The 26,471-nt window shown below is 39.4% G+C and carries 25 protein-coding genes; 4 read left to right on the top strand and 21 right to left on the bottom strand.

Translation table 11 applies throughout. The features are described from left to right. Window positions 1–5 precede the first annotated feature (5 nt). From HMPREF2802_RS04155 to HMPREF2802_RS04105, 11 genes are all read right to left on the bottom strand, one after another. A complete protein-coding gene (locus tag HMPREF2802_RS04155) occupies window positions 6–869 on the bottom strand; it encodes a DUF1444 domain-containing protein (protein WP_002471188.1) in 864 nt (287 codons plus the stop codon). 119 nt (window positions 870–988) lie between these two features. Continuing rightward, a complete protein-coding gene (locus HMPREF2802_RS04150) occupies window positions 989–1,309 on the bottom strand; it encodes a thioredoxin family protein (RefSeq protein ID WP_070502858.1) in 321 nt (106 codons plus the stop codon). A gap of 19 nt (window positions 1,310–1,328) precedes the next feature. Continuing rightward, window positions 1,329–2,405 (bottom strand): M42 family metallopeptidase, encoded by a 1,077-nt coding sequence (locus HMPREF2802_RS04145; protein ID WP_070502857.1) that lies wholly within the window; start codon window positions 2,403–2,405, stop codon window positions 1,329–1,331. Between the two features lie 87 nt (window positions 2,406–2,492). After that, window positions 2,493–3,332 (bottom strand): YtnP family quorum-quenching lactonase, encoded by an 840-nt coding sequence (locus HMPREF2802_RS04140; RefSeq protein WP_070502856.1) that lies wholly within the window; start codon window positions 3,330–3,332, stop codon window positions 2,493–2,495. Between the two features lie 142 nt (window positions 3,333–3,474). Next, complete coding sequence (trmB, locus tag HMPREF2802_RS04135; protein WP_070502855.1) at window positions 3,475–4,116, bottom strand: tRNA (guanosine(46)-N7)-methyltransferase TrmB; 642 nt, start codon at window positions 4,114–4,116, stop codon at window positions 3,475–3,477. A gap of 12 nt (window positions 4,117–4,128) precedes the next feature. Then, window positions 4,129–4,920 (bottom strand): phosphotransferase family protein, encoded by a 792-nt coding sequence (locus tag HMPREF2802_RS04130; RefSeq protein WP_070502854.1) that lies wholly within the window; start codon window positions 4,918–4,920, stop codon window positions 4,129–4,131. Between the two features lie 643 nt (window positions 4,921–5,563). After that, window positions 5,564–6,412, bottom strand: a complete 849-nt coding sequence (dat, locus tag HMPREF2802_RS04125) for a D-amino-acid transaminase (RefSeq protein WP_049411236.1) — start codon at window positions 6,410–6,412, stop codon at window positions 5,564–5,566. 2 nt (window positions 6,413–6,414) lie between these two features. Beyond that, window positions 6,415–7,824 carry a dipeptidase PepV gene (gene pepV, locus HMPREF2802_RS04120; RefSeq protein ID WP_070502853.1) on the bottom strand — a complete coding sequence of 470 codons (1,410 nt, stop codon included), beginning with the start codon at window positions 7,822–7,824 and terminating at the stop codon, window positions 6,415–6,417. A 308-nt stretch (window positions 7,825–8,132) separates the two neighbouring features. Further along, a complete protein-coding gene (locus HMPREF2802_RS04115) occupies window positions 8,133–8,621 on the bottom strand; it encodes a YtxH domain-containing protein (protein WP_002473000.1) in 489 nt (162 codons plus the stop codon). Between the two features lie 22 nt (window positions 8,622–8,643). Then, complete coding sequence (locus HMPREF2802_RS04110; RefSeq protein WP_070502852.1) at window positions 8,644–9,339, bottom strand: pseudouridine synthase; 696 nt, start codon at window positions 9,337–9,339, stop codon at window positions 8,644–8,646. Next, the gene (locus HMPREF2802_RS04105) at window positions 9,336–10,973 is read right to left on the bottom strand and encodes a putative polysaccharide biosynthesis protein (protein WP_070502851.1); all 1,638 of its coding nucleotides are present in this window, start codon (window positions 10,971–10,973) and stop codon (window positions 9,336–9,338) included. The genes HMPREF2802_RS04110 and HMPREF2802_RS04105 overlap by 4 nt, the downstream gene beginning before the upstream one ends. Before the next feature lie 237 nt (window positions 10,974–11,210). Between HMPREF2802_RS04105 and HMPREF2802_RS04100 the strand changes: the two genes are divergently transcribed. After that, the gene (locus tag HMPREF2802_RS04100; RefSeq protein WP_070502850.1) at window positions 11,211–12,485 is read left to right on the top strand and encodes a BaiN/RdsA family NAD(P)/FAD-dependent oxidoreductase; all 1,275 of its coding nucleotides are present in this window, start codon (window positions 11,211–11,213) and stop codon (window positions 12,483–12,485) included. Window positions 12,486–12,686: 201 nt separating this feature from the next. Here the strand turns inward: HMPREF2802_RS04100 and HMPREF2802_RS04095 are convergent, their stop codons facing one another. The 3 genes from HMPREF2802_RS04095 to HMPREF2802_RS04085 form a co-directional block, all read right to left on the bottom strand. Continuing rightward, on the bottom strand, window positions 12,687–12,998 hold the full coding sequence (locus HMPREF2802_RS04095; protein WP_002472996.1) for a rhodanese-like domain-containing protein: 312 nt from the start codon (window positions 12,996–12,998) through the stop codon (window positions 12,687–12,689). A gap of 21 nt (window positions 12,999–13,019) precedes the next feature. Next, on the bottom strand, window positions 13,020–15,437 hold the full coding sequence (gene leuS, locus HMPREF2802_RS04090) for a leucine--tRNA ligase (protein ID WP_070502849.1): 2,418 nt from the start codon (window positions 15,435–15,437) through the stop codon (window positions 13,020–13,022). A gap of 306 nt (window positions 15,438–15,743) precedes the next feature. Then, complete coding sequence (locus HMPREF2802_RS04085; protein WP_002472997.1) at window positions 15,744–16,919, bottom strand: MDR family MFS transporter; 1,176 nt, start codon at window positions 16,917–16,919, stop codon at window positions 15,744–15,746. Window positions 16,920–17,174: 255 nt separating this feature from the next. Between HMPREF2802_RS04085 and HMPREF2802_RS04080 the strand changes: the two genes are divergently transcribed. Together HMPREF2802_RS04080 and HMPREF2802_RS04075 are read left to right on the top strand one after the other, a co-directional pair. Further along, window positions 17,175–18,128, top strand: coding sequence for a tRNA modification radical SAM protein MnmL/YtqA (locus HMPREF2802_RS04080; RefSeq protein WP_002472992.1), 954 nt, complete (start codon window positions 17,175–17,177; stop codon window positions 18,126–18,128). Continuing rightward, window positions 18,125–18,685, top strand: coding sequence for a tRNA 5-(aminomethyl)-2-thiouridylate-methyltransferase MnmM (locus HMPREF2802_RS04075; protein ID WP_070502848.1), 561 nt, complete (start codon window positions 18,125–18,127; stop codon window positions 18,683–18,685). The genes HMPREF2802_RS04080 and HMPREF2802_RS04075 overlap by 4 nt, the downstream gene beginning before the upstream one ends. Before the next feature lie 120 nt (window positions 18,686–18,805). Here the strand turns inward: HMPREF2802_RS04075 and HMPREF2802_RS04070 are convergent, their stop codons facing one another. The 3 genes from HMPREF2802_RS04070 to HMPREF2802_RS04060 all read right to left on the bottom strand — a co-directional run bounded on the left by HMPREF2802_RS04070 (window position 18,806) and on the right by HMPREF2802_RS04060 (window position 21,576). Then, window positions 18,806–19,210 (bottom strand): transcriptional regulator, SarA/Rot family, encoded by a 405-nt coding sequence (locus HMPREF2802_RS04070; RefSeq protein WP_002472994.1) that lies wholly within the window; start codon window positions 19,208–19,210, stop codon window positions 18,806–18,808. A gap of 251 nt (window positions 19,211–19,461) precedes the next feature. After that, window positions 19,462–20,421 (bottom strand): L-lactate dehydrogenase, encoded by a 960-nt coding sequence (locus tag HMPREF2802_RS04065; RefSeq protein WP_002472993.1) that lies wholly within the window; start codon window positions 20,419–20,421, stop codon window positions 19,462–19,464. Window positions 20,422–20,742: 321 nt separating this feature from the next. Continuing rightward, a complete protein-coding gene (locus tag HMPREF2802_RS04060) occupies window positions 20,743–21,576 on the bottom strand; it encodes an alpha/beta fold hydrolase (RefSeq protein WP_070502847.1) in 834 nt (277 codons plus the stop codon). Between the two features lie 330 nt (window positions 21,577–21,906). Here HMPREF2802_RS04060 and HMPREF2802_RS04055 point away from each other — a divergent pair, with 330 nt between their 5' ends. Then, on the top strand, window positions 21,907–22,908 hold the full coding sequence (locus HMPREF2802_RS04055) for a proline dehydrogenase family protein (protein WP_049411210.1): 1,002 nt from the start codon (window positions 21,907–21,909) through the stop codon (window positions 22,906–22,908). A gap of 159 nt (window positions 22,909–23,067) precedes the next feature. Here the strand turns inward: HMPREF2802_RS04055 and ribE are convergent, their stop codons facing one another. The 4 genes from ribE to ribD are packed head-to-tail and all read right to left on the bottom strand — an operon-like array spanning window position 23,068 to window position 26,422. Next, on the bottom strand, window positions 23,068–23,535 hold the full coding sequence (gene ribE, locus HMPREF2802_RS04050; RefSeq protein WP_002471545.1) for a 6,7-dimethyl-8-ribityllumazine synthase: 468 nt from the start codon (window positions 23,533–23,535) through the stop codon (window positions 23,068–23,070). 12 nt (window positions 23,536–23,547) lie between these two features. Continuing rightward, entirely contained in the window at window positions 23,548–24,729 is a 1,182-nt protein-coding gene (locus tag HMPREF2802_RS04045; protein WP_002471554.1) for a bifunctional 3,4-dihydroxy-2-butanone-4-phosphate synthase/GTP cyclohydrolase II, read from the bottom strand. Between the two features lie 12 nt (window positions 24,730–24,741). Then, window positions 24,742–25,374 (bottom strand): riboflavin synthase, encoded by a 633-nt coding sequence (locus HMPREF2802_RS04040; protein WP_049411205.1) that lies wholly within the window; start codon window positions 25,372–25,374, stop codon window positions 24,742–24,744. 4 nt (window positions 25,375–25,378) lie between these two features. Next, complete coding sequence (gene ribD / locus HMPREF2802_RS04035; RefSeq protein WP_070502846.1) at window positions 25,379–26,422, bottom strand: bifunctional diaminohydroxyphosphoribosylaminopyrimidine deaminase/5-amino-6-(5-phosphoribosylamino)uracil reductase RibD; 1,044 nt, start codon at window positions 26,420–26,422, stop codon at window positions 25,379–25,381. Between the last annotated feature and the right edge of the window lie 49 nt (window positions 26,423–26,471).

The following is a 26,471-nucleotide window of genomic DNA, read 5'->3' as shown; positions in this document are numbered from 1 at the left end:
ACTCCTTATTTCTGATCTTTATTGTTATATTTCTGACGTGTCGCCTCTAAGCGTTGAATCACGTTAGGATTTCTCTTTTGTTTATTATTTTTACCTAGAATAAAGATAGGCTCTAAATGACCTTCTTCATAGCCAAATGATAGTGAAGTAATAGGCACAAGCCCTTTAGTGAAGAATTCCATCGTTAAATGTGCCATCACGTCATATCCCGTCTTGTTGCGAATATCTGCGATGATCAACACATCTTGGTGTGGAATCGCGACAAGCATTTCTCCTTCACACTGTTGCTCGAATTCGTTAAGAAAACGCGTGTTGAGAATACGACTTGCATCATAACCATCATTGGAATTGACAAAATAAAAGATATTCCCTTTCACTTCATCAGTCTTATAGGGATTATCTAATTTACGGACATTAAATAATGCCATTTCTTTCAGTTGTTGTTTCGTAATTTGAAGTTCTTTCAACATGTCTTCATCGATTAAGCGATAAGATTTACCGAGATCTAACGCATAGTAAGTTAATGTTTCTGCAGTATGTTCTTCGTAAACGAAAGGTGTGCCTTCATTATTTTCTTTTTGAAAGCTCGGTGCTCTCATGACTGGCATCACTTTAATATCATCTAAGTCTTCTAATGCTGTGCCACCCATTTGTGAAATAGCTTCTTCCACATAATAGACAATTTCGTCTACGATATCTTCTTTTTGTTCTTTATATTTAGCAACGATAGATTGTAGCTTTACCGTTACACCTTTATGATTATCAGTACGATAGATACGTAAAGTTTCTTCTTCACGATCGTAGCTGAATTTAACATCTAAATGCTTTAAGCGAGATTTAAGTTTATCTCTCATTTGAAAGACGTTCATACTCAACACTCCTCTAAGCGTTTCTCTCTACAGTTTACAATAAATATACCCTTACGAACAGAAAAAAAGTGGTTTGTAAGGGTATTGTTTTTAACATTATAGTGAAATTCCTCTCTCTTTTATGCTTCTGGTGCTAACTCAGAAAGGAATTGATCAATTTGTTCGATAGATTTGCGTTCTTTACCGATGTAGCTGCCTAACAATTCATCGTTGCTATAGACTAAGAAACTCGGAATGCCCATAATATCATGCTGAGCGCATAAATCAATAAATTGATCACGGTCTACTGAAACGAATTCAAACTCATCATATTTTTCTTCTAATTGAGGTAAATCGGGTTCAATTACTCTGCAATCTGGGCACCAAGTCGCTGTGAACATAAATACGACTTTACCTTGTTTATAGTCTGCAAACTGTTGTTCATTTTCTAACTTTTTCATAACTTCAACCTTCTTTCACTTAGTGATATTGTAAAAGTTCAATTTGTTCTTCGTCCAATTGAGTCACTGATTGATAAAGCAATGCGCGTGCTGCCTCATAATCTCGTATATCAAAGACAGATTCAGTGCTATGAATATAACGCGCACACATACCTATAACTGCAGTTGGTACACCGATATTCGCTTTATGGATCTCTCCACCATCGGTACCACCTGGTGAAATATAATATTGATGTGTGATTTGATGTATATCAGCGAGTTGTAATAAATAATCTCTAAAGTTTGGTTTCAATATCATCGTACCATCTTTTATACGGATCAATGTACCTGCACCAATTTGTCCTGATAACTTCTGTTTACCTTGCATATCATTCGCTGGTGAACAATCAACGACAAAAGCTATGTCCGGATCGATGAGTTCTGCTGATGGACGTGCACCACGTAAGCCGACTTCTTCTTGAACATTCGCTCCGACATATAAATCCACGTCTAATTCAACATCTTGTAGCATTTCTAACAACTCGATACCGATCAGACAGCCGTAACGATTATCCCAAGCCTTGCTCGTGTAACGATGCTCAGAAAGTTGTGTGAACGGGGTATAAGGCACGATACTATCACCAATCTCTATGCCACGTTCACGTACTTCGTCAGCTGAAGCACTACCGATATCAAGCATTAAATCTTCAATTTTAGGTGGTCGATCCCCTTGCGTTTGAAAATGTTTCGGAATATTAGATACGACACCCACATAACTTTTACCTTCACGTGTCTTAACTTGAAGACGTTGACCTTGCCAAATGTCAGTAGCAACCCCACCGAGATTAGTGAATTGCAACATACCGTTGTCCGTAATGTTAGTGAGCATAAAGCCGACTTCATCCATGTGTGCTGCTACCATCACACGTTTCGCATTCTTTTTCTTCGAACGTTTAACGCCGTAGAAACCACCTAAACGGTTATATACGAAATCATCCACGAAAGGTTTCATCTGTTGAATCATGTAGTCTTTCACATCGTCTTCAAAGCCAGGCGCGCCATGAAGTTCTGTTAATGCTTGCATGCGTTCTAACGTCTTATGTTTATCTATAGCCATCTGTTATCTACTCCCCTATTCATCTCTGTCTAATTCGATGAAGTAACAAAAGCGCTCACTTCTGTTAATCAAATCTTCAATCATTATTTACTGATCCGTATGTTCTCGCATAATAGAACTCTCAATCGTTTTACCATCTTCGCTATTAAATTTCACCGCGAAATACATTGGGTCGTGATAGTACAAGAACCACGTTTCTTCATTGATAAACTGTTGAATGTAGTGTTGTTTCTCGCTAATAGAATCCATTGGATAATCATCGTAAGCAGTTACCCATAACGGATTGAGGTGCGCGTGTGTTGGGAAGATGTCTGCCATATGCACTGCACGTTCCCCCTCACTCTCGAAGGTAATGATACTATGTCCGAAACTATGGCCTCCTGTGTGTATCATCTTAATACCAGGATAAGGTTCCACAGCATCCTGATAGAGCTTTAATCGCTCTTGATAATCCCCTTGGTTCATCGCCCAATACGTCGCTTGACTGCGTATATTTGGATTGAGAAATTCTTCCCATTCATCTTGTTGAATATAGTGCGTTGCATTAGGAAACACTGCATGCCCCTCACTATCAGTAAGACCTGTAGCATGATCGAAATGCATGTGCGTCATGAGCACCATATCGATGTCTTCCGGTTTCAGTTGATGTTTCTCTAAATCTTCGATAAGTCGGCTTTCATTACTCACACCATAGTTGCGCAGTTGTTTATCAGTCAACTTACCTTTACCGATCCCTGTATCTACGATGATATTAACATCGTGAGTTTGAATGAGTAACGGATGCGTGGGTTGTGGAATCTGGTTCTTGTCATTGGATTCAATCTTTCTAGACCACAATGGCTTAGGTACAACGCCAAAGATTGCCCCGCCATCCATGTGTGTATAGCCACCATCGAGATAGTGAATTGTAAACTGTCCTAATTTCATAATATCCCCTCTTAAACTGTCATTTAAATCTATATTAATATAGTCTCTCTTGTCAGTAAAATGTCTGGTTTAACAAAAAAGAGTGAGCATGAACCGTCATCGATTCTACTCACTCTCTAAATAGCACTATATAATTGAACAGTTAAGATTGATGAAAGCGCGCTTCCATACGATAAATTCGTGAGCCCTTATCTGCAAATTTACGCTCGTACTCTGTTTCGATATTATCCTCATCATCTTCTTCGTGTAGATTAAGATTGATTTTAGTGAAATACATACCGAACTGAGACATACTTTCTAGACTATAGGCAAATAATCCTCGATTGTCTGTTTTAAAATGAATTTCACCGTCTTTTTTAAGTATCTCTTGATATATCGCTAAAAATGTGTGATACGTTAAACGGCGTTTCGTATGACGACGTTTAGGCCATGGATCTGAGAAATTAAGGAAAATGCGATCAACTTCATGTGGCTCGAAGTAATCTGTTAACTCAGCCGCATCATTACAAATGAGTTTCAAGTTCGTTAACTCTTGATCAATGACATCGCGTAAAATATTCACCATTACATTCTTCTCACGTTCAATCGCAATAAAGTTAATTTCCGGATGTTGTGCAGCGATTGTAGTGATGAACTGACCTCTCCCAGAACCAATCTCAATATAGAGAGGTTGCTGCTGATCAAACCATTGAGAGAGCTGTTTCGCATGTTGACCATCTATATCTACAATGTCAGTATGGGCTTTTAAATAATCCTCTGCCCACGGTTTATAGCGCATTCTCATCATACATTCTCCTTAAATAAACGCATTGTGATTCATAATTTCGTTTAAAAATTCTAACCAAGTATTCATATCTTTGAAGCGCTTCTGATCCTCGTACCATTGAATCACTGCAATAGATTGAATTACGGTATACCATTTCATTCGTTTTTGTAAATCAAGGGTCTCTTTCACACCGTAACAAGCGAGCCAGTCTGACCATTGCGATTCTGGCACGTAGTTATAGAGCAACATACCGATATCAATAGCCGGATCTGCAATCATCGCATCCTCCCAGTCTACGAGGAAGAGTTCATCATGATCTGACAGTAACCAATTGTTATGATTCACATCTCCGTGTACGACGGTGAAGAAACGTGGATCGAGTTGCGGTATATGCGCTTCTAAATAAGTGAGCACTTTACGTACGACATGATGAGTCCAAACTTCACGTGACAATGACGCATTAATCTTGGAGAGCATGATTTCAGGTGTGATAGGTTCCATTTCCATACGTTTCAACATGTTAAGTAATGTTTTAGAACTATGTATTTTCTTTAAAAGGTTCGTCACACGTGTTTGTGGCATTTCATTAAAAGTGAGCTCACGACCATTCTTCCAGTGTTGTGCAGTTACCACTTCACCTGTTTCAATACGTTTCGTCCATACAAGCTTCGGTACAATACCTTCTGCTGATAATGCTGCGATAAACGGATTCGAATTGCGTTTTAAAAATAACTTCTGACCGTCTTGCTCTGCCATATAAGCTTCACCAGACGCGCCACCTGCTGAATCTAATGTCCAACCCAATTGGTAGAACTGCTCCACGTCGTACACCTCACTTTCAATTAGAAAATGGCTCAAGAAAAAGCTGATTTCTAGAGCCAAATCATACAATTTTTGTCACACACTTTAAGCCGAGCTTTACACTAGGTTATCCCTTGTATTCCTAGCCTACACACCCTTCGCTCGGCTACTTATCTTGAAGTTCAAGTACCTTCAACGATAGAATATGTATCTATCTCTAACCCTGTCATGTCAGGGTTTCCAGAGATTTCTTTGTCACTATGTATATTCGTTCTTATTTCGAAAGACTCATATTGAATTTTATAATTTTTGGTTGGCGATTTCAACCTAAAAACCAAAACTAAATGTCACATTTTACTTACTTGTGATATTATTAATCTTAAAATTTGACTCCCTCAAATTATATCACAATATCGGTCTTAAGACTTACTAAGTATGTCGTTTATTTTAAAAATGTCACAAAAAAGTAAAGAGATGATAACAAAACTTTTAATCTCTCATCACATTACTTTTACCCAAATTGTTAGAGCAACTCACATAATATATCACAATTGCTCTCCTCCACGATAGTGAAAAACGCACTTATGTGAAAAGAAAAAAGCACTTTAAAAGAAGACGAGATGCTTTCGCCTTCTCTCAAAGTGCTCAGTCTATTCAGTTACGCTTAGACACAGTGCGTATCAATGTAGTGATTAAATCGTGTTTGCAGTTGTTTCGTAATCGGACCTACTTGACCATTACCGACCTGTTCACCATCTAATTTAATCACACCCATGATTTCTACAGAGGTATTCGTGATGATCACTTCATCCGCATTTTTAAGGAAATCTACATCAAATGTTTCTTCTTTGAATGGTATGCCTTCATCTTCACAAATCCAGCTCACAACTTGACGCGTGATACCGTTCAGGATGTAGTTATTGATTGGATGTGTATAAATCACGCCGTCTTTCACAGCATATGCGTTACTTGCTGATCCTTCTGTAACAATACCCTCTCTATGTTGAATCGCTTCGTCAGCGTTATATTTTTCTGCATATTCTCGTGCAAGCACATTACCGAGTAAGTTTAAACTTTTAATATCACAACGTAACCAGCGAATGTCCTCAGTAGTTACTGCACTAATACCTTGATCCATATCTTTGAACGGGCGTCCGTAACTTTTACTAAAGCCCATCAACGTTGGCTCAACTGGCGGAGTTGGGAAACGATGATCACGAGGCGCAGCACCGCGTGTGATTTGGAGATAAACGCCCCCATTCACAACCTTGTTTGCTACGACGAGTTCTTTCACGAGCTCCGTTAAAGAGTCTACCGTGTGGTCGATGTCTAAGCCGATTTCATTCGCACTACGTAACAAACGCTCGAAATGTTCTTTAGCTGTAAAAATCTTATTGTTATAAACGCGAATATATTCGTAAATACCATCCCCAAAAATAAATCCACGATCGTTGTATGGAATGGTTGCTTCTTGTTCGTCTACGAGTTTCTGATTGATTAATACCTTTGTCATAACTATCCCTCCACACAGATTGAATAAAGTGCTTCTAAGTAAATACTCGTTGCGCGGAATAATTGATCTTTCGTAATGTATTCGTTCTTCTGATGCATGAGATCTTCAGACTCTGGGAACATCGCACCGAATGCCACACCTTTATCTAAATTACGTGCATACGTACCGCCACCGATAGTATATGGTTCTGAATTGTCACCTGTTTGATTGCGGTAAGCTTCTACAAGTTTCTGTACAAATGGGTCATCTTTCTCAACATAGTGTGGCTCTTGGACTTTACCCATATCGATACTGAAACCAAATGCTTTGATTTCTTCTTCGAAACGGGCCATCGATTTATCAAATTCGAAACCTTGCGGATAACGTAGGTTCACGCCGAATTTACCGCCTTCTTGGTTATCATAGCTCACTACACCGACGTTTGTTGTAACATCGCCCATGTTGTCAGTGTGGAATTTCATTCCCATTTTTTCACCAAAATGAGATTCAAATAAATATCTTTCACCGATTTGTACGAAGTTCGTAGCTGTCTTGTCTAAATTGAGCGTCGCTAAGAAATGGAGTAAATACAATCCGGCATTCACACCGATAGATGGGTCCATACCATGAACAGCTTTACCTTCCACGTTCAAGTGCAAGATGCCGCTATCAACATAATTAGAACCTTCAAGTTGATGTTCTACTAAGAATTGTTCAAAGTTCTGAATAACATCTGTCATATTTTCTTTAACGAATAAGCGTGCTGTTGCTTGATCAGGTACCATGTTATAACGTTGACCAGATTCAAAAGCATATAATTCATATTCAGGCTCGTCATCGTCATCATCTTTCTGATCTTGTACGATATCGAAGACACTAATCCCCTTTTCACCGTGAATAGCAGGGAATTCAGCATCAGGGGCGAAACCTAATTTCGGCATTTCTTCAGTCTTGAAATAGCGGTCTGTACATAACCAATCAGATTCTTCATCCGTACCAATGATGATATGTATACGTTTCTTCCAATCTACATTCATTTCATTGAGAATCTTCACAGCGTAGTAAGCCGCAATCGTTGGTCCTTTGTCATCAAGTGAACCACGCGCAATAATGCGGTCGTCAGTTACGACTGGATCAAATGGATCGCTATCCCAACCTTCTCCAGCTGGCACGACATCCACGTGACAAAGTATACCGAATACGTCATCGCCTGCACCTGCTTCTAAACGACCTGCGATATGGTCTACATCATGTGTATTGAAACCATCTCGGTCAGCTAATTGATACATATAGTCTAATGCTTTGCGTGGGCCAGGGCCTACTGGATTATCTTCAGATGCCTTATCGTCGTCTCTGACACTTTCAATTGATAGTAATCCTTTCAAATCTTCAATGATTTGATCTTCATACGCTTGTACTTTTTCTTTCCACATTACTTATCAACTTCCTTTGTTTAAAAAACTGGGTTTCTCTTTATTCTACATCAAATTAAGCGTGAACTACAGTGGGAAGAACAAATTTCTCAGAATAATTTCTACTGTTTAAATAATTCTGAACTTTAATATCATATACTCTCGCTTTCTGTGAACATATCTGCACTAGGAATTAACGCTCATTCAGTTATGAATACGGCTTGCTTTGGGTTTTAATGATACGAGCCCTTGACGACTATTTTCCATGCTTGCCCCTAATTAAAAAGCTTGGCCCACAACGTATGTAAGCCAAGCACAAATCTCAATTATTATTTGTTTTTATCTTGTTTAGGTTGGTTTTGATTATTTTTCAAATCTTCTTCAGAAACCACACGTAAGTTGTTTGAAGGATCTACAGCACCTTCGTCAGCGAAGCGTGCTTCTTCAACGTGGTCTTCTTTTTTCTCTTCACCATTGATGAAGCGTTCTTTTTGTTCATTTAAGAAGCCTTTCGGATCTTCTTTCACCTTTTTCGCATAGGCTTTAGGATCTTTCTTCACTTCTTCGATAGTATCTCCAGCTTTTTCTTGTAGGTCGCTTGCTACAGAGCTTGCTTTCTCTTTATAATTCTGAGCCGCTTCTTTCGCGTTCTCTTTATAAGATTCAGCTACCTCTTTCGCGTTCTGTTTGTAGCCTTCTGGATCTTCTTTGTATTTGTTGTACTCTTCCTTTAATCTATCTCTGTTTTCTTTGCGAGATAAAAGTACTGCTGCGGCAACACCGCCGAGTCCTAATACAACTTTAAGAAACTTAGACATAATTAACACCTCTTTTTTATAGTTATTGTTTCAGTAACTCTAATTCTTCCTGAGTTAATTGGCGATACGTACCAGGAGCTAAATCTTCATCAAGTGGAAGTGCTCCAATCTTGATGCGTTTTAATGCTTTTACCTCATTGTCTATGGCATGAAACATTCGTTTAACTTGATGATACCGTCCCTCATATAGAGTTACTAACGATTGATTGGGAGTATCAGTTTGTTTCAATATAGCTGGTTTCGTAGCACCATCATTTAACTCTATACCCGATTTAAACATATCTATATCATGATTGGTAATATTTTTTTCTGATAGCACTTCATAAGTTTTGGCCACATGTTTTTTAGGACTCATCAAATCATGGTTAAATTGTCCGTCGTTCGTGATCAGCAAGAGTCCCTCAGTATCTTTATCTAAGCGGCCTACAGGAAAGATACCTAAATGTTGATATTCTGGAATCAGATCTATCACCGTACGCTGAGCGTCATCTTCAGTTGCTGAAATTACGTCTTGAGGTTTATTCAGCATGAGATAAACTTTATCGATATAAGTAATCGTCTCGCCATCACAGCTTATCTCGTCGCGCTCTGGATCCACATGCACTTTCGGCGACTTTTCAACCTTATCATTAATCGTCACGCGTCCTTTTTTCAATAACTGCTTCACTTCTGAACGCGTGCCCACGCCCATTTGAGCTAAGTATTTATCTATTCTCATTTTAAAAATCCTAACTTGCTACGTATCTTGTTCGGGATGTCACCTAAGAATTCGTCCGCAAGATGCGTCTTCATAGAGATAATGCCGTAAATCAAGGCACCAACAATAACACCTACGATAAGAATGATGAGCGCGTTCACTTTGCTAACAGGTGATAAGAACAATTGCAGAACGAAGAATGTCAGTTCTACACCAATCATCATGATAAAGCCGTACATGAATATTTTACCAAATTGAATCCATGTTTCACGGAAGTCATATTTCGCATAAACTTTTAAAATAATTAAATTACAAATATTAGCGAACAATAACGCAATACCTGTTGAAAGCACCGCACCTGGTGTGTGGAACAGCATAATCAATGGTATGTTTAAACCGAGTTTAATCACGACTGCTGCTAAGATGACGAAGACAGTAAGTTTCTGTTTATCGATACCTTGGAGCATAGAAGCTGTCACACTTAACAATGCAATTAAGATCGATACTGGCGCATAGAAGAACAATAGTAAACTGCCATCGGGTTGAAATTTGTAGAACACTGTGTACAGTGGTGACGCCAGCGCCATAATGCCTAAACTTGCAGGTACTGTGATAAACATCAATACACCTAGAGATGTGCGAATTTGACGGTGCATTTCTGTCGTTTCACCGGATGCAAAGGTCTTCGTGATAAATGGAATTAAGCTGACTGCAAATCCTGCTGATAACGATGTTGGAATCATGACAATCTTATTTGTCGTGAAGTTCAGCATCGTAAAGAAACTATCGTGTAAACTTTGCGGCACGCCTGCTAAGCCCAAAGCAAAGTTATGTGTAAACTGATCCACCATGTTAAAGAGTGGGAAGTTCAAGCTAACGATAACGAATGGAATACTGTACGAAATAATTTCTTTGTACATTTGTCCATAAGATACATCTATATTGGTGTGGTCTTCTTGAACCATCTGCTCAATATTTGACTTTCTTTTACGCCAATAGTACCACAGCGTGAAGATACCGATAATCGCACCAACTGCAGCACCGAATGTAGCTACACCATTGGCTAATAATAGTGAGCCATTATAGACGTTGAGCACTAAGTATGCACCGACTAAGATGAATAGAATACGTGCGACTTGCTCTGTCACTTCTGACACAGCAGTAGGTCCCATTGACTTGTAACCTTGGAAGACGCCTCGCCATGTCGCTAACAGTGGAATAAAGATAACTACGAAACTAATAATTCGTATAATCCACGTGATATCAGCGAGTGTCCAGCCACCTTGTGCACCATTCTCATGTGCGAGCGTGACGTGTGCAATCGTTGGCGCTAGGCCGTAAAGCACTAAGAAACCAATGATACCGGTAATTGCCATCACTATAAAGCTCGAACGGTAGAGCTTGCGACTCACTTTGTAGGCGCCTAAAGCATTATATTTAGAAACATATTTAGACGCTGCGAGTGGTACACCTGCCGTCGCTACTGCAATAGCGATATTATACGGCGTGTAAGCATAACTGAACGGGGCGAGATTCTTCTCATCCCCCATAATGTGATAGAAAGGAATGTTGTAAATTACACCGAGCACTTTGGTGATCAAGATACTCAATGTAATGAGAAACGTTCCCCTCACTAATTCTTTACTTTCACTCATCCTTATCTTCCTATCTTTAATTAAGTTTTTCTATAATTACCATAAATTTCATCATAACGTTATACGACTGATTTTTCAAAACTATATTACTATAAAATGATTATCGCTGCGAGATATTATATCATGTTGACACTGAAAGTTTGAGAAATTCTCACATACTTACCCTATAACATACTAACTAAGATTGCTATAATACACTAATGAGTAAACGGATTATCCTAAAATGGAGGATTAAGCATGTATCAAACAGTAATCATTGGCGGCGGACCGAGCGGAAGTATGGCAGCCGTCGCAGCAAGTCAACATAGCGATAATGTCTTGCTGATTGAAAAGAAAAAAGGTTTAGGACGTAAATTAAAAATTTCAGGTGGCGGTCGTTGTAATGTTACGAATCGTCTCCCTTATGCAGAAATTATTCAAAACATACCTGGCAATGGTAAATTTCTTTATAGTCCTTTCTCTATCTTTGACAATGAATCCATTATCGAATTCTTCGAAAGTCGCGGCGTGAAACTAAAAGAAGAAGACCATGGCCGAATGTTTCCAGTATCTAACAAAGCGCAAGATGTTGTAGATACCCTTACTCAAACGATTTACGACCAAGGTGTCGAAGTAATAGAAGAAACACAAGTTAATCAAATTGAGCATCACGAAGATTATTTTACGCTAACCTTGAACAATCAAGCACAAGTTCATTCACGCACTGTCATCATTAGTACAGGTGGGACAAGTGTGCCTCAAACAGGGTCTACTGGGGATGGTTATCGTTTCGCGGAAAGTCTGGGTCATACGATTACAGAACTCTTCCCTACAGAAGTACCTATTAAATCTCCAGAACCTTTTATCAAAAACAAACGACTTAAAGGCCTAAGTCTTAAAGATGTGGCGTTATCTGTACTGAAGAAAAATGGTAAAGCGCGAATCACACATCAAATGGACATGATCTTCACCCATTTCGGCATCAGTGGTCCTGCCGCATTAAGATGTAGTCAGTTTGTTTACAAAGAGCAACAGAAACAAAAGCACCAAGATGTACGCATGAGCCTCGATGTCTTTCCTGAAATGAAACAAGATCAGTTGCAAGCGCAAATCCGTCAAATGATTCAAGACGCACCTGATAAAGCGGTAAAGAATAGTCTACACGGTTTAGTTGAAGAACGTTATTTACTCTTTATGCTGGAACAAGCCGACATTCCACTTGATTTGACGGGCCATCATCTATCTAACATGCAACTACAAGCGTTAGTCTCACAGCTCAAACATTTTGAATTTAGCGTGAATGGCACGCTTCCTTTAGATAAAGCATTTGTCACAGGCGGTGGCGTGAAATTGAAAGAGCTTTATCCGAAGAAGATGATGTCCAAACTCGTTCCAGGACTCTTCTTTAGCGGTGAAGTACTGGATATTCACGGTTACACGGGTGGCTATAATATTACGAGTGCACTTGTCACAGGACATGTAGCTGGGCTCAACGCAGGTCAGTTCGTACCTGACAGTCACGCTGATGAGTAAACGCAAACGTGTGAGCTTATGGTTAAAAGTCAGTTCATATCATACACGTGCGATCACTACGATTCACAATATCTAGAATTCACTTTACCGTGCTGCTAAAATCTTAAATGAACTCAAAAATCACCCGAAGATGACTTTCCATCATCTTCGGGTGATTTTATTTAGATATACTTAAACATTTCTGTTCATCATACTCAGCAATTAGATACTGTCGATTTCTAAACCTTCATCGCCCCAAGCATCCATGCCGCCTTCAACGTTTACTGCGTGAATGCCTTGGGATTGTAAATATTGGACGACTTTCGCACTACGACCGCCTACTTTACATACGATGTAGTATGTTTGATCTTTATCGAAATAGTTAAGATTATCTTCAATTTGATCCATCGGAATCGTTTTTGCTCCTGGAATTGTACCCATTGCTGTTTCTTCGTCAGTACGAACATCAACAATGTTGACTGGGTTGGAATCTAAGATCTTCTCTTTTAATTGATCTACTGTAATGCTTTCCATAATTAAAACGCTCCCTTTCTTTTATTTAGCAACAATATTAACCAATTTCTGTGGTACTGCTATAACTTTCTTCACTTCTTTACCTTCGATAGCAGCTTTAACATTATCATTTGCTAATGCAACCTCTTCCATTTCTTCCTTAGACATATCTTTAGAAATGTTAAGCTTAGCTCGTAATTTACCATTGACTTGAACAACAATTTCGATTTCATCATCCACTAACATAGATTCATCATATGTTGGCCAAGATTCATACGTGATTGTTTCGTCATGACCCAATTTAGACCATAGCTCTTCACCTAAGTGCGGTGCAATTGGTGCGAGCATTTTAACGAAACCTTCAATATATGGTTTGTAAAGTTCGTCTGCTTTATAGCTATCATTGATAAAGACCATGAGTTGACTAATAGCAGTATTAAAGCTTAAGCTTTCGAAGTCTTCAGTGACTTTCTTCACAGTTTGGTTATAAGTCTTATCTAACGTACCCTTATTAATGTTTACCACTTTTTCAGATAATGAACCATCTTCGTTAATGAGTAAACGCCAAATACGATCTAAGAAACGACGGGAACCTTCGAGACCTTTTTCACTCCAAGCAATCGCTGCGTCTAAAGGACCCATGAACATTTCGTAAAGACGTAGCGTATCTGCGCCATGAGATTGTACGATATCGTCTGGGTTGATCACGTTACCTTTCGACTTACTCATCTTCTCGTTACCCTCACCGAGAATCATACCTTGGTTATATAGCTTCTGGAACGGCTCTTTCGTAGGCACTACGCCGATATCATAAAGCACTTTATGCCAGAAACGAGAGTAAAGTAAGTGAAGCACCGCATGTTCTACACCGCCGATATAGAGATCAACAGGTAGCCAGTGTTTCAATTTCTCAGGGTCTGCAAGTTGTTCGTCGTTATTAGGGTCGATGTAGCGTAAGTAGTACCAGCAACTACCTGCCCATTGGGGCATCGTATTCGTTTCACGACGTCCTTTCATGCCTGTTTCAGGATCTACCACGTTCACAAAGTCATCGATGTTTGCAAGTGGTGATTCACCATTACCTGAAGGTTTAATTTCATCTGTTTCAGGTAGTAAAAGTGGTAATTCGTCTTCAGGAACTGTACTCATTGTGCCATCTTCCCAGTGAATCACTGGAATAGGTTCTCCCCAATAACGTTGACGACTGAAGAGCCAATCACGTAGTTTGTAATTGACTTTGCGTTCACCTGCACCAGAGGCTTCAAGTAACTCAATTGCTTTAACGATGGCTTCGTCATTGTGTAAACCGTTTAATTCACCTGAATTGATGTGTGGTCCGTCACCATCGTAGGCTTCTTTAGATAAATCTCCACCGTCGATGATAGGAATGATTGGTAAATCGAACGTTTGCGCGAATTCGTAGTCACGTTGGTCACCACTAGGCACACCCATAACTGCACCTGTACCGTATGTTGCAAGCACATAATCTGCAATCCATACTGGCACTTCTTCACCGTTTAATGGGTTAATCGCGTAGCCACCTGTGAATACGCCTGACTTCTCTTTGGCAAGACCCGTACGTTCTAAGTCTGATTTCTTCGCCGCTTCTTCTTGATACGCTTTCACTTGTTCTTGTTGTGCTTCAGTTGTCACTGTTTCAACAAGGCTATGTTCTGGACTTAGCACTAGGAAGCTTGATCCATACACTGTATCTGGGCGTGTCGTATACACTTCAATTTGTTCTTCTGTATCACCTTTGATGTCGAAGCGAATAGAAGCCCCTTCTGAACGACCAATCCAGTTACGTTGCATATCTTTAATTGATTCTGGCCAATCTAAGTCGTCTAAATCTTCAAGTAAACGATCCGCGTATTCAGTAATCTTCAAGACCCATTGTTTCATCGGGCGACGATAAACGGGATGTCCGCCACGTTCTGAGACGCCATCTACAACTTCTTCATTAGAAAGTACTGTGCCTAGTTCAGGACACCAGTTCACTGCTACTTCATCAACGTATGCAAGCCCTTGATTATAAAGTTGAATAAAAATCCATTGCGTCCATTTATAATAATCAGGATCTGTTGTATTCACTTCACGACTCCAGTCATAGCTGAAACCGAGTTCTTTGATTTGACGTTTGAACGTATCAATATTTTGTTGTGTAAAAGCTCTTGGGTTGTTCCCAGTATCTAATGCATATTGCTCCGCTGGTAAGCCGAAAGCATCCCAACCCATAGGATGTAACACATTATAACCTTGCATGCGTTTATAACGTGAAATAATATCCGTCGCCGTATAACCTTCAGGATGACCTACGTGTAAGCCTGCACCTGATGGGTACGGAAACATATCTAGCGCATAGAATTTCTTCTGACCAAAGTCGTCAGTCGCTTTAAACGTTTCATGTTCGTCCCAATAGTGTTGCCATTTGCGTTCTATTTCTTTGTGATTAAAGCTCACTTTCTCTCCTCCAATTCATGAAAAAACACCTCATACTATTATCCACACATTCAGGGACGACAATAACCTTGCCGCGGTACCACCCTTGTTCACACTCAGTGCACTTCATTACAATAATAGTAAGAGATGTCGCTCAATTCATTTATAATCCGGTAAGTTCACTTAGTGTTTCGCCGCTAGTTTCCACCATCCTAGCTCTCTGTTGACGAACATCTAAATTACTACTCCTATACATTACTTATATTAAGTGTTCGGGGTCATGATTTCAAGTTTAAATTGTAAAATGCTTTTACCCGAACTAGTGAGTTAAGGTCGCCGATCCTCGGGTAAACTTTTATCATAAAAACCAACCACAACCAACGCGATAATCAAGAGACCAATCATGCTTAAGAACATCGTCTGCATGTTAAACATATCGACGAGTGCCCCACCGAAAAAAGGACCTAGCGCTTTCCCCACCGTAGAGGCTGAATTAACGTAACCTTGATAAGCGCCCTCTTTCCCTTTCGGAGCTAAATGGTTCGCAATCGTCGGCACTGCTGGCCAGACGAACATCTCACCAAAAGTTAGAATAATCATGCCGATGACGAAGATGATAAAGTGTTCTGCAAAGCTTGTGATTAAAAATGATAATGCAAAGATTCCTATTCCGACGAACATTTGATACTTCAAGTTTCCACGTAACAGATAAATCACTGGACGAATGAGCGGCTGTGCCACTAAGATCATCACACCATTAATCGCCCACAGCACACTGTACTGGCTCATCGATATGTTCAATTGTTGGGTGAATGAAGCGATCGTACTCTCCCATTGGATATAAGCAATCCAACAAATAATAAACATGAGACAAACGAGCAATAGCGCTATAAATTGTGGACGTTGAGCTTTGGAGAATAACCCGGTGTTCTCTTGTGGTTTCACTTTGTATGTCATTTGAAGATTAAACTGGGTAACCGCTACAACCGCGAAACACACATACATGATGAGGTTGGCTAAGAAGATATAGTTAAAGTCAATCTCTGCCACAAATCCGCCTGTCGTCGCTCCAAGTGCAACGCCTATATTCTGAGCGAGATAAATCGCATTAAAGGTTTGCCGTCCACCTCGAGGCCACACAGCACCTGCCATAGCGTAAATCGCAGGTATAATCATTCCCCCACCGAATCCGAGGCACACCAACCAAATCGCATACCAAGGCCAACCATGAAAGAAGAAGAGCAATGTCGTACTCGTTAAACAGATAACTGTCCCGCTTAGAATGGTTCGATAACCGCCCAGTTTATCAAACAACGTTCCCCCAAGCAGATTGCCTATGACCATCCCAAATGAATTAATCATGAGTACGATACCAGCGAGCGTTAAACTCTTCCCTAACTCTTCTTTCATATAAATGGTGTTCAATGGCCAGAGGAAGCTGGCACCTGTGATATTCAGAGCCATACCTATGATGAGCCACCAAACCGCTTTAGGCATCTTCATTCACACCGCCCCTTTCGTAAGAACAACATTTATACTCACTATAACACAGTTAATAGTAATTATTATTTAATTAACTTTCCATTCTATAAAGTTACCTTTAATTAACCTTTGTTATTTATTAAAGAAATTTTCGAGATGCCTCTTTTACTATTAGCGAGTAAAAGCCTGTACTTGACCTCTCTCACTATCACCAGTAAGGTAGAAGAATATATTAAAATGTGGAAAGATTATATGACTTAGAAAGGAAAATGTAACATGGGTAAATATTTCCCTTACGCATTTGAAGATAAAAGATATCATACTTGGAACTATCACTTGAAAAATAAATTTGGTCAGAAGATATTTAAAGTCGCTTTAGATGGTGGGTTTGACTGTCCGAACAGAGATGGCACAGTTGCGCACGGCGGTTGTACATTCTGTTCAGCAGCTGGAAGTGGTGACTTCGCGGGTAACCGAGCAGATCCTATTGAAGTACAATTTAAAGAAATTAAAGACCGTATGCATGAGAAATGGCATGAAGGTCAGTATATTGCTTACTTCCAGGCATTCACTAACACACATGCGCCTGTCGAAGTCTTACGTGAGAAATATGAGGCTGCGTTGAAAGAAGATGGTGTGGTCGGTTTATCTATCGCCACTCGTCCCGATTGCTTGCCAGATGACGTCGTAGAATATCTAGCTGAGTTAAATGAGCGCACGTATTTATGGGTAGAGTTAGGTTTACAAACAGTACATCAACGTACCTCTGACCTCATCAATCGCGCACATGATATGCAAACGTATTATGAAGGTATCGAGAAGTTACGTAAACATAATATTAATATTTGTACGCACATCATCAACGGTTTGCCGGGCGAAGATTACGACATGATGATGGAGACAGCACGTGAAGTCGCACAAATGGATGTACAAGGTATTAAGATTCACCTTCTGCATCTGCTTAAAGGTACGCCGATGGTTAAACAATATGAGAAAGGTATGCTGGAGTTTATGTCACAAGACGAGTACACGAATCTTGTTTGTGACCAACTTGAGGTCATTCCTCCAGAGATGATTGTTCATCGCATTACTGGCGACGGTCCGATTGATTTGATGGTAGGCCCAATGTGGAGCGTGAATAAGTGGGAAGTGCTTAACGAGATAGATGACGAACTTGCACGCCGTCATTCCTATCAAGGTAAAAAGTTTGAAAGCAAGGTTCAGTCATGAAAGTTGAACGCATCCTCCCTTTTAGTAAAAGGCTATTAAACCAACATATTAAAGAAGATAGTATCGTTATTGATGCGACGTGTGGTAACGGACACGATACGCTGTACCTGGTGCAACAGACACCTCAAGGTTATGTTTATGGTTTCGATATTCAAGCTACTGCGATATCAGAAACTGAGGAGCGCGTTAATGGCTATTCAAATGTTCAACTGATTCAAGACAGTCATGCGAATGTTGCGCAACACCTTGCTCCAGAACACCGTGGACATATCGATGCGGCTATCTTCAATTTAGGTTACCTCCCTCACGGTGATAAAACGATTATTACTCAAGCGCCTTCAACGATTGCTGCCATTGAAGCGATAATGGAAATGTTGGCGCCCGAAGGTATCATCATACTCGTCATTTATCACGGCCATCCCGGAGGCACTGAAGAAAAAGACGCTCTATTAGAATACTTGAGTAAGATCGATCAGCAAAAAGCACATGTACTTCAGTATCAGTTTATCAACCAACAGAATCACCCGCCGTTTATTTGTGCGATAGAGAAACGCTGATTCGTGCTAAACGGATGGTAGCACAGTGCAAGCCATCTAAAGCTTAACAAAAAAATTAACATGCATTATAAAAAATCTCGGTCGAAGAAGTACGTGGACTTCTCCAACCGAGATTTATTATTATGATAAATTTAATATAGAATTAAGACTGGATTGCATTTTTTCTTTTCTCTCTTGTGCTTCTTTAATGATGTAATCTAACAGTTGTTCTTTCTCTTTCTTCATAGAAGCATTGAAGTGAATAATCACTGTACGTTCATCATTTTTAGGTCTTTCTTTAGTAACCCATGATTTCTCTACTAAATCATTGTACGTACGTGTACGTTTATATGATTTAACAGGTACGTGATCATCCATTTCCTTTAACGTCATAGAACCTTTGTCCCAAAGCGTCAATAGAATTAGAACTTCCTCTTTAGATAACTCGTATTCGCTTTGAACACTGTTGAAGATCGCTTCAACATCTTTAAATAAAGATTCAAGTTCTAAAATATTCGTCACCTTTTGTTCAGTCGTGTTCCCCATCAAACATTCCTCCAATCATAGATTTTATCGATAAAGAAAAAATTAATTTATATAAAATGTAGAACACTGTAGAAGAAGTGTTACTTTACAATAACATCCCTACGCATCATGAAGTAACACTTTACATTCTACAGTTTAAAATGACTATATGTTAAATGCAATGTAAATAGTTTGTCTAAAGAGATATAGTAAATTCACAAAACATTTTATATTAAATTAATCTCATTATCATTTTAAGATCAATCTATGATTTATGCAATTATATGGTTTTGAATTTTATCTTGCATTTCTTTAAGCACTTGTGCTGACTTATCAAATTGCGCTTGTTCCTCTTCACTTAACGGGGATTCAAAGATACGTTGCGCACCATCACGAGTTACTAATGTTGGAACGCCAATGTATACATCTTCTTGTCCATATTCACCTTCTAGATAGCTAGATACAGTGAGGACTTTCTTTTGGTTAAAGAGGATGGCTTTAGTAATGTGTAATAAGCCCATCGCAATTCCGTAGTAAGTCGCACCTTTGGCTTCAATAATTTCATATGCTGCATCACGTGTACGTACGAAGATTTCTTCAATGCGTTTTTCACGTTTTTTATCATTTTTTAAAATATCAAATAAAGGTTGACCTGCGATATTTGCTTGTGACCATACAGCTAACTCTGAATCACCATGTTCGCCGATAATTTGACCGTGGACACTACCTGGAGATACACCAAATTCTTCAGCGAGTTCAAATTTGAAACGCGCAGTATCTAGGATTGTGCCAGAACCGATAACACGTTCTTTCGGTAAACCTGATACTTTATAAGTGACATAAGTTAAGATGTCGACAGGGTTTGTCGCGATAAGGAAGATACCGTCGAAACCACTGTTCATGATTTCTGTCACGATAGATTTAAAGATCTTCGTATTTTTCTCAACTAAGTCTAAACGTGTCTCACCTGGTTTCTGAGCCGCTCCAGCAGTGATAACTACGATATCAGCATCTGAACAATCGCTATATTGACCTGCTTTAACAGTCACGCGTGAATCACCATAAGGGGCACCATGGTTGAGGTCCATTACGTCACCTTTCACTTTATCTTCATTGAGATCGATGATGACAAGCTCGTCTGCTACACCTTTCGCTACCATTGCAAATGCGTAGCTTGAACCTACTGCACCGTCTCCAACTAATACTACTTTATTACCTTTCGTACGTTCCATACTTACTCTCTCCTATCACAAAACTTTGTATAACTATGTGATTTATTTCACAAATTAAATATACCAAATATTTCTATAAAAAGCAAGATTAATAGCTTTATGTAAAATTTTCGTCACTATATAATTACTCACGCTTACAGTATGTTTATACATTTGCCAACTTTTCAAACAAGGATTGTTCGAGTCATCTTACAAAACCTAAAAAAGACTAGAACTTCACAGACACTTAAAATACACAAGCGCTAAGTGTGAAATCCTAGTCTTCCGATACCTTCATGGCATTATAATTTTAAACGATCCATGTGAGCTTACCCTTTATCATTAGTCAGTCGAATTAACTTGATTTTCGTCATCAATGATGAACCCAAGATTGCTGACACTGTTATTTAAGAAAGCTAGAATGTAACGCATCACTTCATCTCTTTCCGGTTCGTTATGGACTTCATGATACAGTCCAGACCATTCTTTATAGTACAGTTCTGGTGTAGCTACCTTCACTTTCACTTCACGCATCACATCTATATCAGCAATCTTATCTTCTGTCCCTAGCATCAAGAGCAACGGTAATGATTTAATATCTTTCAAATGCTCTACGGTTTCTTTCATAATTTCAGTTACTTCTTTGTACCAGTAATATGTCACTTTACGCAACATCATTTGATCATCTTCAGTTTCCTCAATTACTTCTTCATTACGCGTTAAATCACGTGCTTCAATTCCAATATTAAAGCGTGTATCTTTCGCTAACTTTCCAATATTTGAAAGTATTTTATCTTTACGCGTCTTAGCCGTTTTCGTAAATTCTAACAGTGGAGAAACGAGTAATAGGCCTTCAATCGGTACCTCAGTCTTTTCCAATAAATTGAGCGCAATAAGTCCGCCTAGACCCACGCCGAGGAGATATGTAGGTAACTTGTACTCGTTCGCAATGCGGATCCACTCAAGGACAGCTTCATGATAAACATCGAAACTCTCGATTTGTCCTTTATTTGCACGAGAAGTCTGACCTTGTCCAGGTAAATCGCCCATGATGACATGATAGCCTTGGCGTCGCAACATCGTGATGAGATATGCATATCGACCTGTGTGTTCTAACATATTATGCGCGATGACGATGACGCCTTTCGCCTCGCTTTCAGTTTCCCATTTCCACATGTCTTCTAAATCCCTTCTTCTTCAAGTTCTTATTCTTTATTGTATCAAACTCTGTTTCCGTATTTCCACGTTCAACCTACTCTCCTTTTTAAAATACTTCACTTTCTTTCTAAACACACTTAATCTGATTGTTTAAGGCCTTAACAACTATTTTCTTTATTTTATAGGTAAAAGGCTAAACGTCCCGCGTCGCAATTTCTATCACACTTTTAATGTTTGAAAATTTCCAAATTGTGTAAATTATGTGTTTGTAAACGATTTCACTACTATTCATTTCATGCTACACTATATGAAAGGCACAATATTTCTAAAGGAATGGGAGGAATTTCAATGCCACTAGTGAAAGATTTTTTTATAGGTATATCTAATAATACTTTTTTAAACAAACTCGCTAAGAGTATCGGCCCTACACTAGGAGCAAATCGAGTAGTAGCTGGAAACACGATGGACCAGCTCATCGATACAATTCAAAAGCTCAACGACAAAGGGATTACAGTGACAGTAGATAAACTGGGAGAATTCGTTGAGAATGAAGGCGAAGCCATCTTAGCGAAACATGAAATCCTCGAAGTCATGTACGCGATCAACAACCATAATGTCGATGCGCACATGTCAGTGAAACTCAGTCAACTCGGATCTGAGTTCGATTTAGAATTAGCTTATCGTAATTTAAGAGAAATATTATTGAAAGCTAATGAATTTGGAAACATGCATATCAATATCGATACAGAAAAATACGATAGCTTAGCTGATATTACTCAAACGATTGATCGTTTAAAAGGTGAATTCAAAAATGTCGGTACCGTTATTCAAGCTTATCTATATAAAGCAGATGATCTTGTCGACAAATATCCAGAATTAAGATTACGTATGGTTAAAGGTGCTTATAAAGAGAAAGAAGATATCGCCTACCAAACGAAAGAAGACATTGATCGAAATTATATTCATCTCATTGAAAAAAGGCTGAACAATGCAGAGCATGTAACTTCAATTGCGACACACGATGACAAAATCATCAATCACGTGAAGCAATACGTGAAAGATCATAATATCGAGCGAGATCAATTCGAATTCCAAATGCTTTACGGCTTCAGATCTGAACTAGCCGAAGAAATCGCTAATGAGGGTTATAATTTCTGTGTTTACGTTCCATATGGGGATGACTGGTTTAGTTACTTTATGAGACGTTTAGCAGAACGTCCTCAGAACTTAAATCTTGCATTCAAAGAATTCGTGACACCTGAATCATTGAAGAAGACAGGCTTTGTAGCTGGCGCTTTAGTTGGCTTCGGAGTAGTTGCAGGTCTCGTTACGAAATTCGCTAAAAAATAACTTCGTGATACTTACATTGTCTTATTTAGAGACAGTGCTCATATTTATCACAAAGTAGTTAGAATTTTCTTGATAGAAAGATTAATATTATTCTCAAATTAAAGAATGGGCAAGTTAAGTAGAAATCTACTCAACTTGCCCTTACTTATGTTCACGCTCTTAATTTTCATTAATTGTTTTAAATAAATTAGCCATTTCAATCGCACTCATCGCTGCATCTGCACCTTTGTTTCCTGCTTTCGTACCTGCACGTTCAACGGCTTGTTCAATATTTTCAGTAGTCACAATACCGAAGATGACTGGAACATCTGTCGCGTCGTTTGCGCGTGAAATACCTTTAGAAACTTCGTTGCAGACATAATCATAATGTGTAGTGGAACCGCGGATGACACAACCGAGTGTGATAACTGCATCGTATTTACCTTTTTGCGCTAATTTCTTCGCTACAAGTGGAATTTCAAATGCACCTGGAACGAGTGCCACATCAATATTATCCTCATCTACTTCGTGACGCACGAGCGTATCTTTCGCGCCGTCTAATAAACGCATTGTAATAAAGTCGTTGAAACGACTCACAACAATCGCTACTTTCAGATTTGAACCTGTTAATTTACCTTCAAATTTCATTATGTGTACCTCCTAAATCAAATGACCCATTTTATCTCTTTTAGTAATTAAATAATCATGATTATGCTCATTCTCTGGCACAATCACTTCGATACGTTGCGCAATCTCTATACCATAGTGTTCTAAACTTTGAAACTTCGCTGGATTATTGCTCAACAAATTCACTTTTTTAATACCAAAGTGTTTAAGAATTTGTGCCGCTTCGAAATAATCTCTTAAGTCTTCATCAAAGCCAAGCGCAGTGTTAGCTGTTACTGTATCATAACCATCCTCGATTAACTCATAAGCACGTAGCTTATTAATCAATCCAATACCTCGACCTTCTTGAGGAAGATAAAGAATCATACCACCATGCTCTTGAATATACTTCATTGATGCTTCTAATTGCTTACCGCAATCACAACGTTGACTATGGAAGATGTCGCCTGTCATACATGCTGAATGTAAGCGTACATTCTCAACTTCACTAATTTCGCCTTTAACGATAGCAACGATTTCCTCACCATCATGCGTCGTAAAACCATACATATCGAATTGACCGTAATCTGTTGGCATCTTCACTTTCGCACGAGCTTGAATCGCTTGAGCTTGACGTTCACGGCGATAATACATCAAATCTTTAATCGTAATCATCTTCAAGCCATGCTGTTCTTTGTACTGCATCAAATCGTCGCCTTTCGCCATCGTACCGTCGTCATTCATGATTTCACAAATGAGTGCGGCAGGTGTAGCACCTGAAAGTTTCGCTAAGTCCACCGCTGCTTCAGTATGACCTTGACGTTCTAAGACACCACCGTCTTTCGCAATCAGAGGGAAGAGATGACCTGGTCGGTTGAAATCTTGCGCTGTCGTCTCTGGACTCACTAGCGCTTTCGCCGTTAACATGCGCTCGTTTGCACTAATTCCTGTCGTCGTCTCACGGTGATCGATACTCACGGTAAATGCAGTTCCAAAGGCGTCAGAGTTCTGTGAAACCATCGGCGCTAGATCAAGACGTTGTGCAATATCCTGGCTCACGGGTGCACATATTAATCCACGTCCATATGTCGCCATGAAATTTACAGTATCCTCTTTCATCCATTGCGTGACTGCTATCAGATCTCCCTCATTCTCTCTATCTTCGTCATCTACAACAATAACACTTTCCCCATTCTTAAGGGCTTCTATTGCGTCGTCTATGCGGTCAAATTTCATCCTCTACCCCTCCTAGTATCCTAACGCTTTCATCTTATCCACCGAGAGACCGTCTTTCTGGTCTCCTATGATGCGTTCAACGTATTTAAATAACATATCTGTCTCTAAATGTACGAGATCATTTTCTCTCTTTTTATCTAAAATGGTCGCATGGCGCGTTTCAGGAATGAGATGGATATCGAACTCATTCGCGCGCAGTTGAAATATCGTTAAGCTCGTTCCATCTACCGCTATAGAGCCACGAGAAACCATTTGATTTAACAAATCTTGAGGTGCTTGAATTGTGATAATCGTTGAATTGCTGTTCTTCTCAATACGAGAGATACGACCAATATCGTCAACGTGACCAAGTACGAAGTGACCACCAAATCGACCTTGACCACTCATCGCCCGTTCTAAATTGACGGGGTCTCCTTGAGATAACTGGTTTAAATACGTCTTGCTTTCTGTACCTTTAATGACTTGGACATCAAAGTGATTTGAATCGAAAGCTGTGACAGTTAAACACGTGCCGTTCACACTGATTGAATCACCAATCTGCATATCTTCTAGTATCGTTTGACAACGTATAGAGAGCGTCATAACAGATTGGACAGTCTGCATACGTTCAATCGTACCGACTTCTTCTATGATACCTGTGAACATCGTCTCACTTCTTTCGTAACTGGACTTTAATATTCTGCTCAAGCATGTCTGTACGAACAATTTCAAAGTTAGGAACTTGTGATAGCTCTAGTACTTCATCAGTTTGGTAGAATTGATGCTGACCAGAACCACCTATAATAATCGGGGCATAATAAAGGATGAGTTCTTTCGTTAGTGTTGAATGGAGAAATTGAGAAGTAACTTGTGGGCCTGCTTCTACGAGTACACGCCCAATACCTTTGCTGTATAAATTACCAAGGATACGTTCAATTGTACATTCTTTTAAATAAATAATATCTATATGTTCTTGATTTGCGGAAAGATCAGGATTTTCAGTATAAATCCATATCGGTGCTGTGGCATCCTGAAACATGGACAGATCGAAATTGATTTCGCCACTTTTAGAAAGTAAGACTCTGACTGGATGCTTACCCTCTTCAATGCGCGTCGTATAGCTCGGATCGTCTGCATGAACCGTACTGTTACCAGTAATGACCGCATCATGCGTATGGCGCAATTGAAAGACATCTTGTTTCACAGCCTTATTCGTAATCCATTGACTCTGACCGACATCTGTCGCTTGCTTACCATCTAAGCTGCATGAAACTTTCACAGTTACTTCAGGCATCGCATTACGTTTTGCAAAAAAGAAATCTTCATAAAGTCTCATCGCCGCTTCTTGGTAACGGAATTCCACCTCAATACCGTGTTCTTTCAAGATCTGATCGCCTCTTGAAGAAAGCGTCGTATCTTTAATCGCATACACGACTTTGGAAATGCCGAAATCAATAATCTTGTTCACACAAGGGGGCGTGGAACCGTAATGCGTGCAAGGTTCAAGTGAAATATATATCGTTCCACCTTGCGCTTCTGCACCTGCCATATCCAAGGCTTGAACTTCAGCATGCTTATCACCTTGTCGCAGATGTGCGCCTAAGCCAACGACTCTACCTTGACTAACCACAACTGCACCCACTGGCGGATTGACTCCAGTTTGTCCTTCAACCATTTCCGCAAGTTGAATAGCATAATTTAAATAATGACTCATTTCATCACCTCATTAAAAAAACACCTAAGGCTTCGCTTCAGGTGTGAGA

Origin of the sequence: Staphylococcus sp. HMSC071G07 (assembly GCF_001811435.1) — a bacterium.
GTDB classification, from domain to species: Bacteria; Bacillota; Bacilli; order Staphylococcales; family Staphylococcaceae; genus Staphylococcus; species Staphylococcus pettenkoferi.
This window is presented reverse-complemented; position numbering and strand designations above follow the sequence as displayed.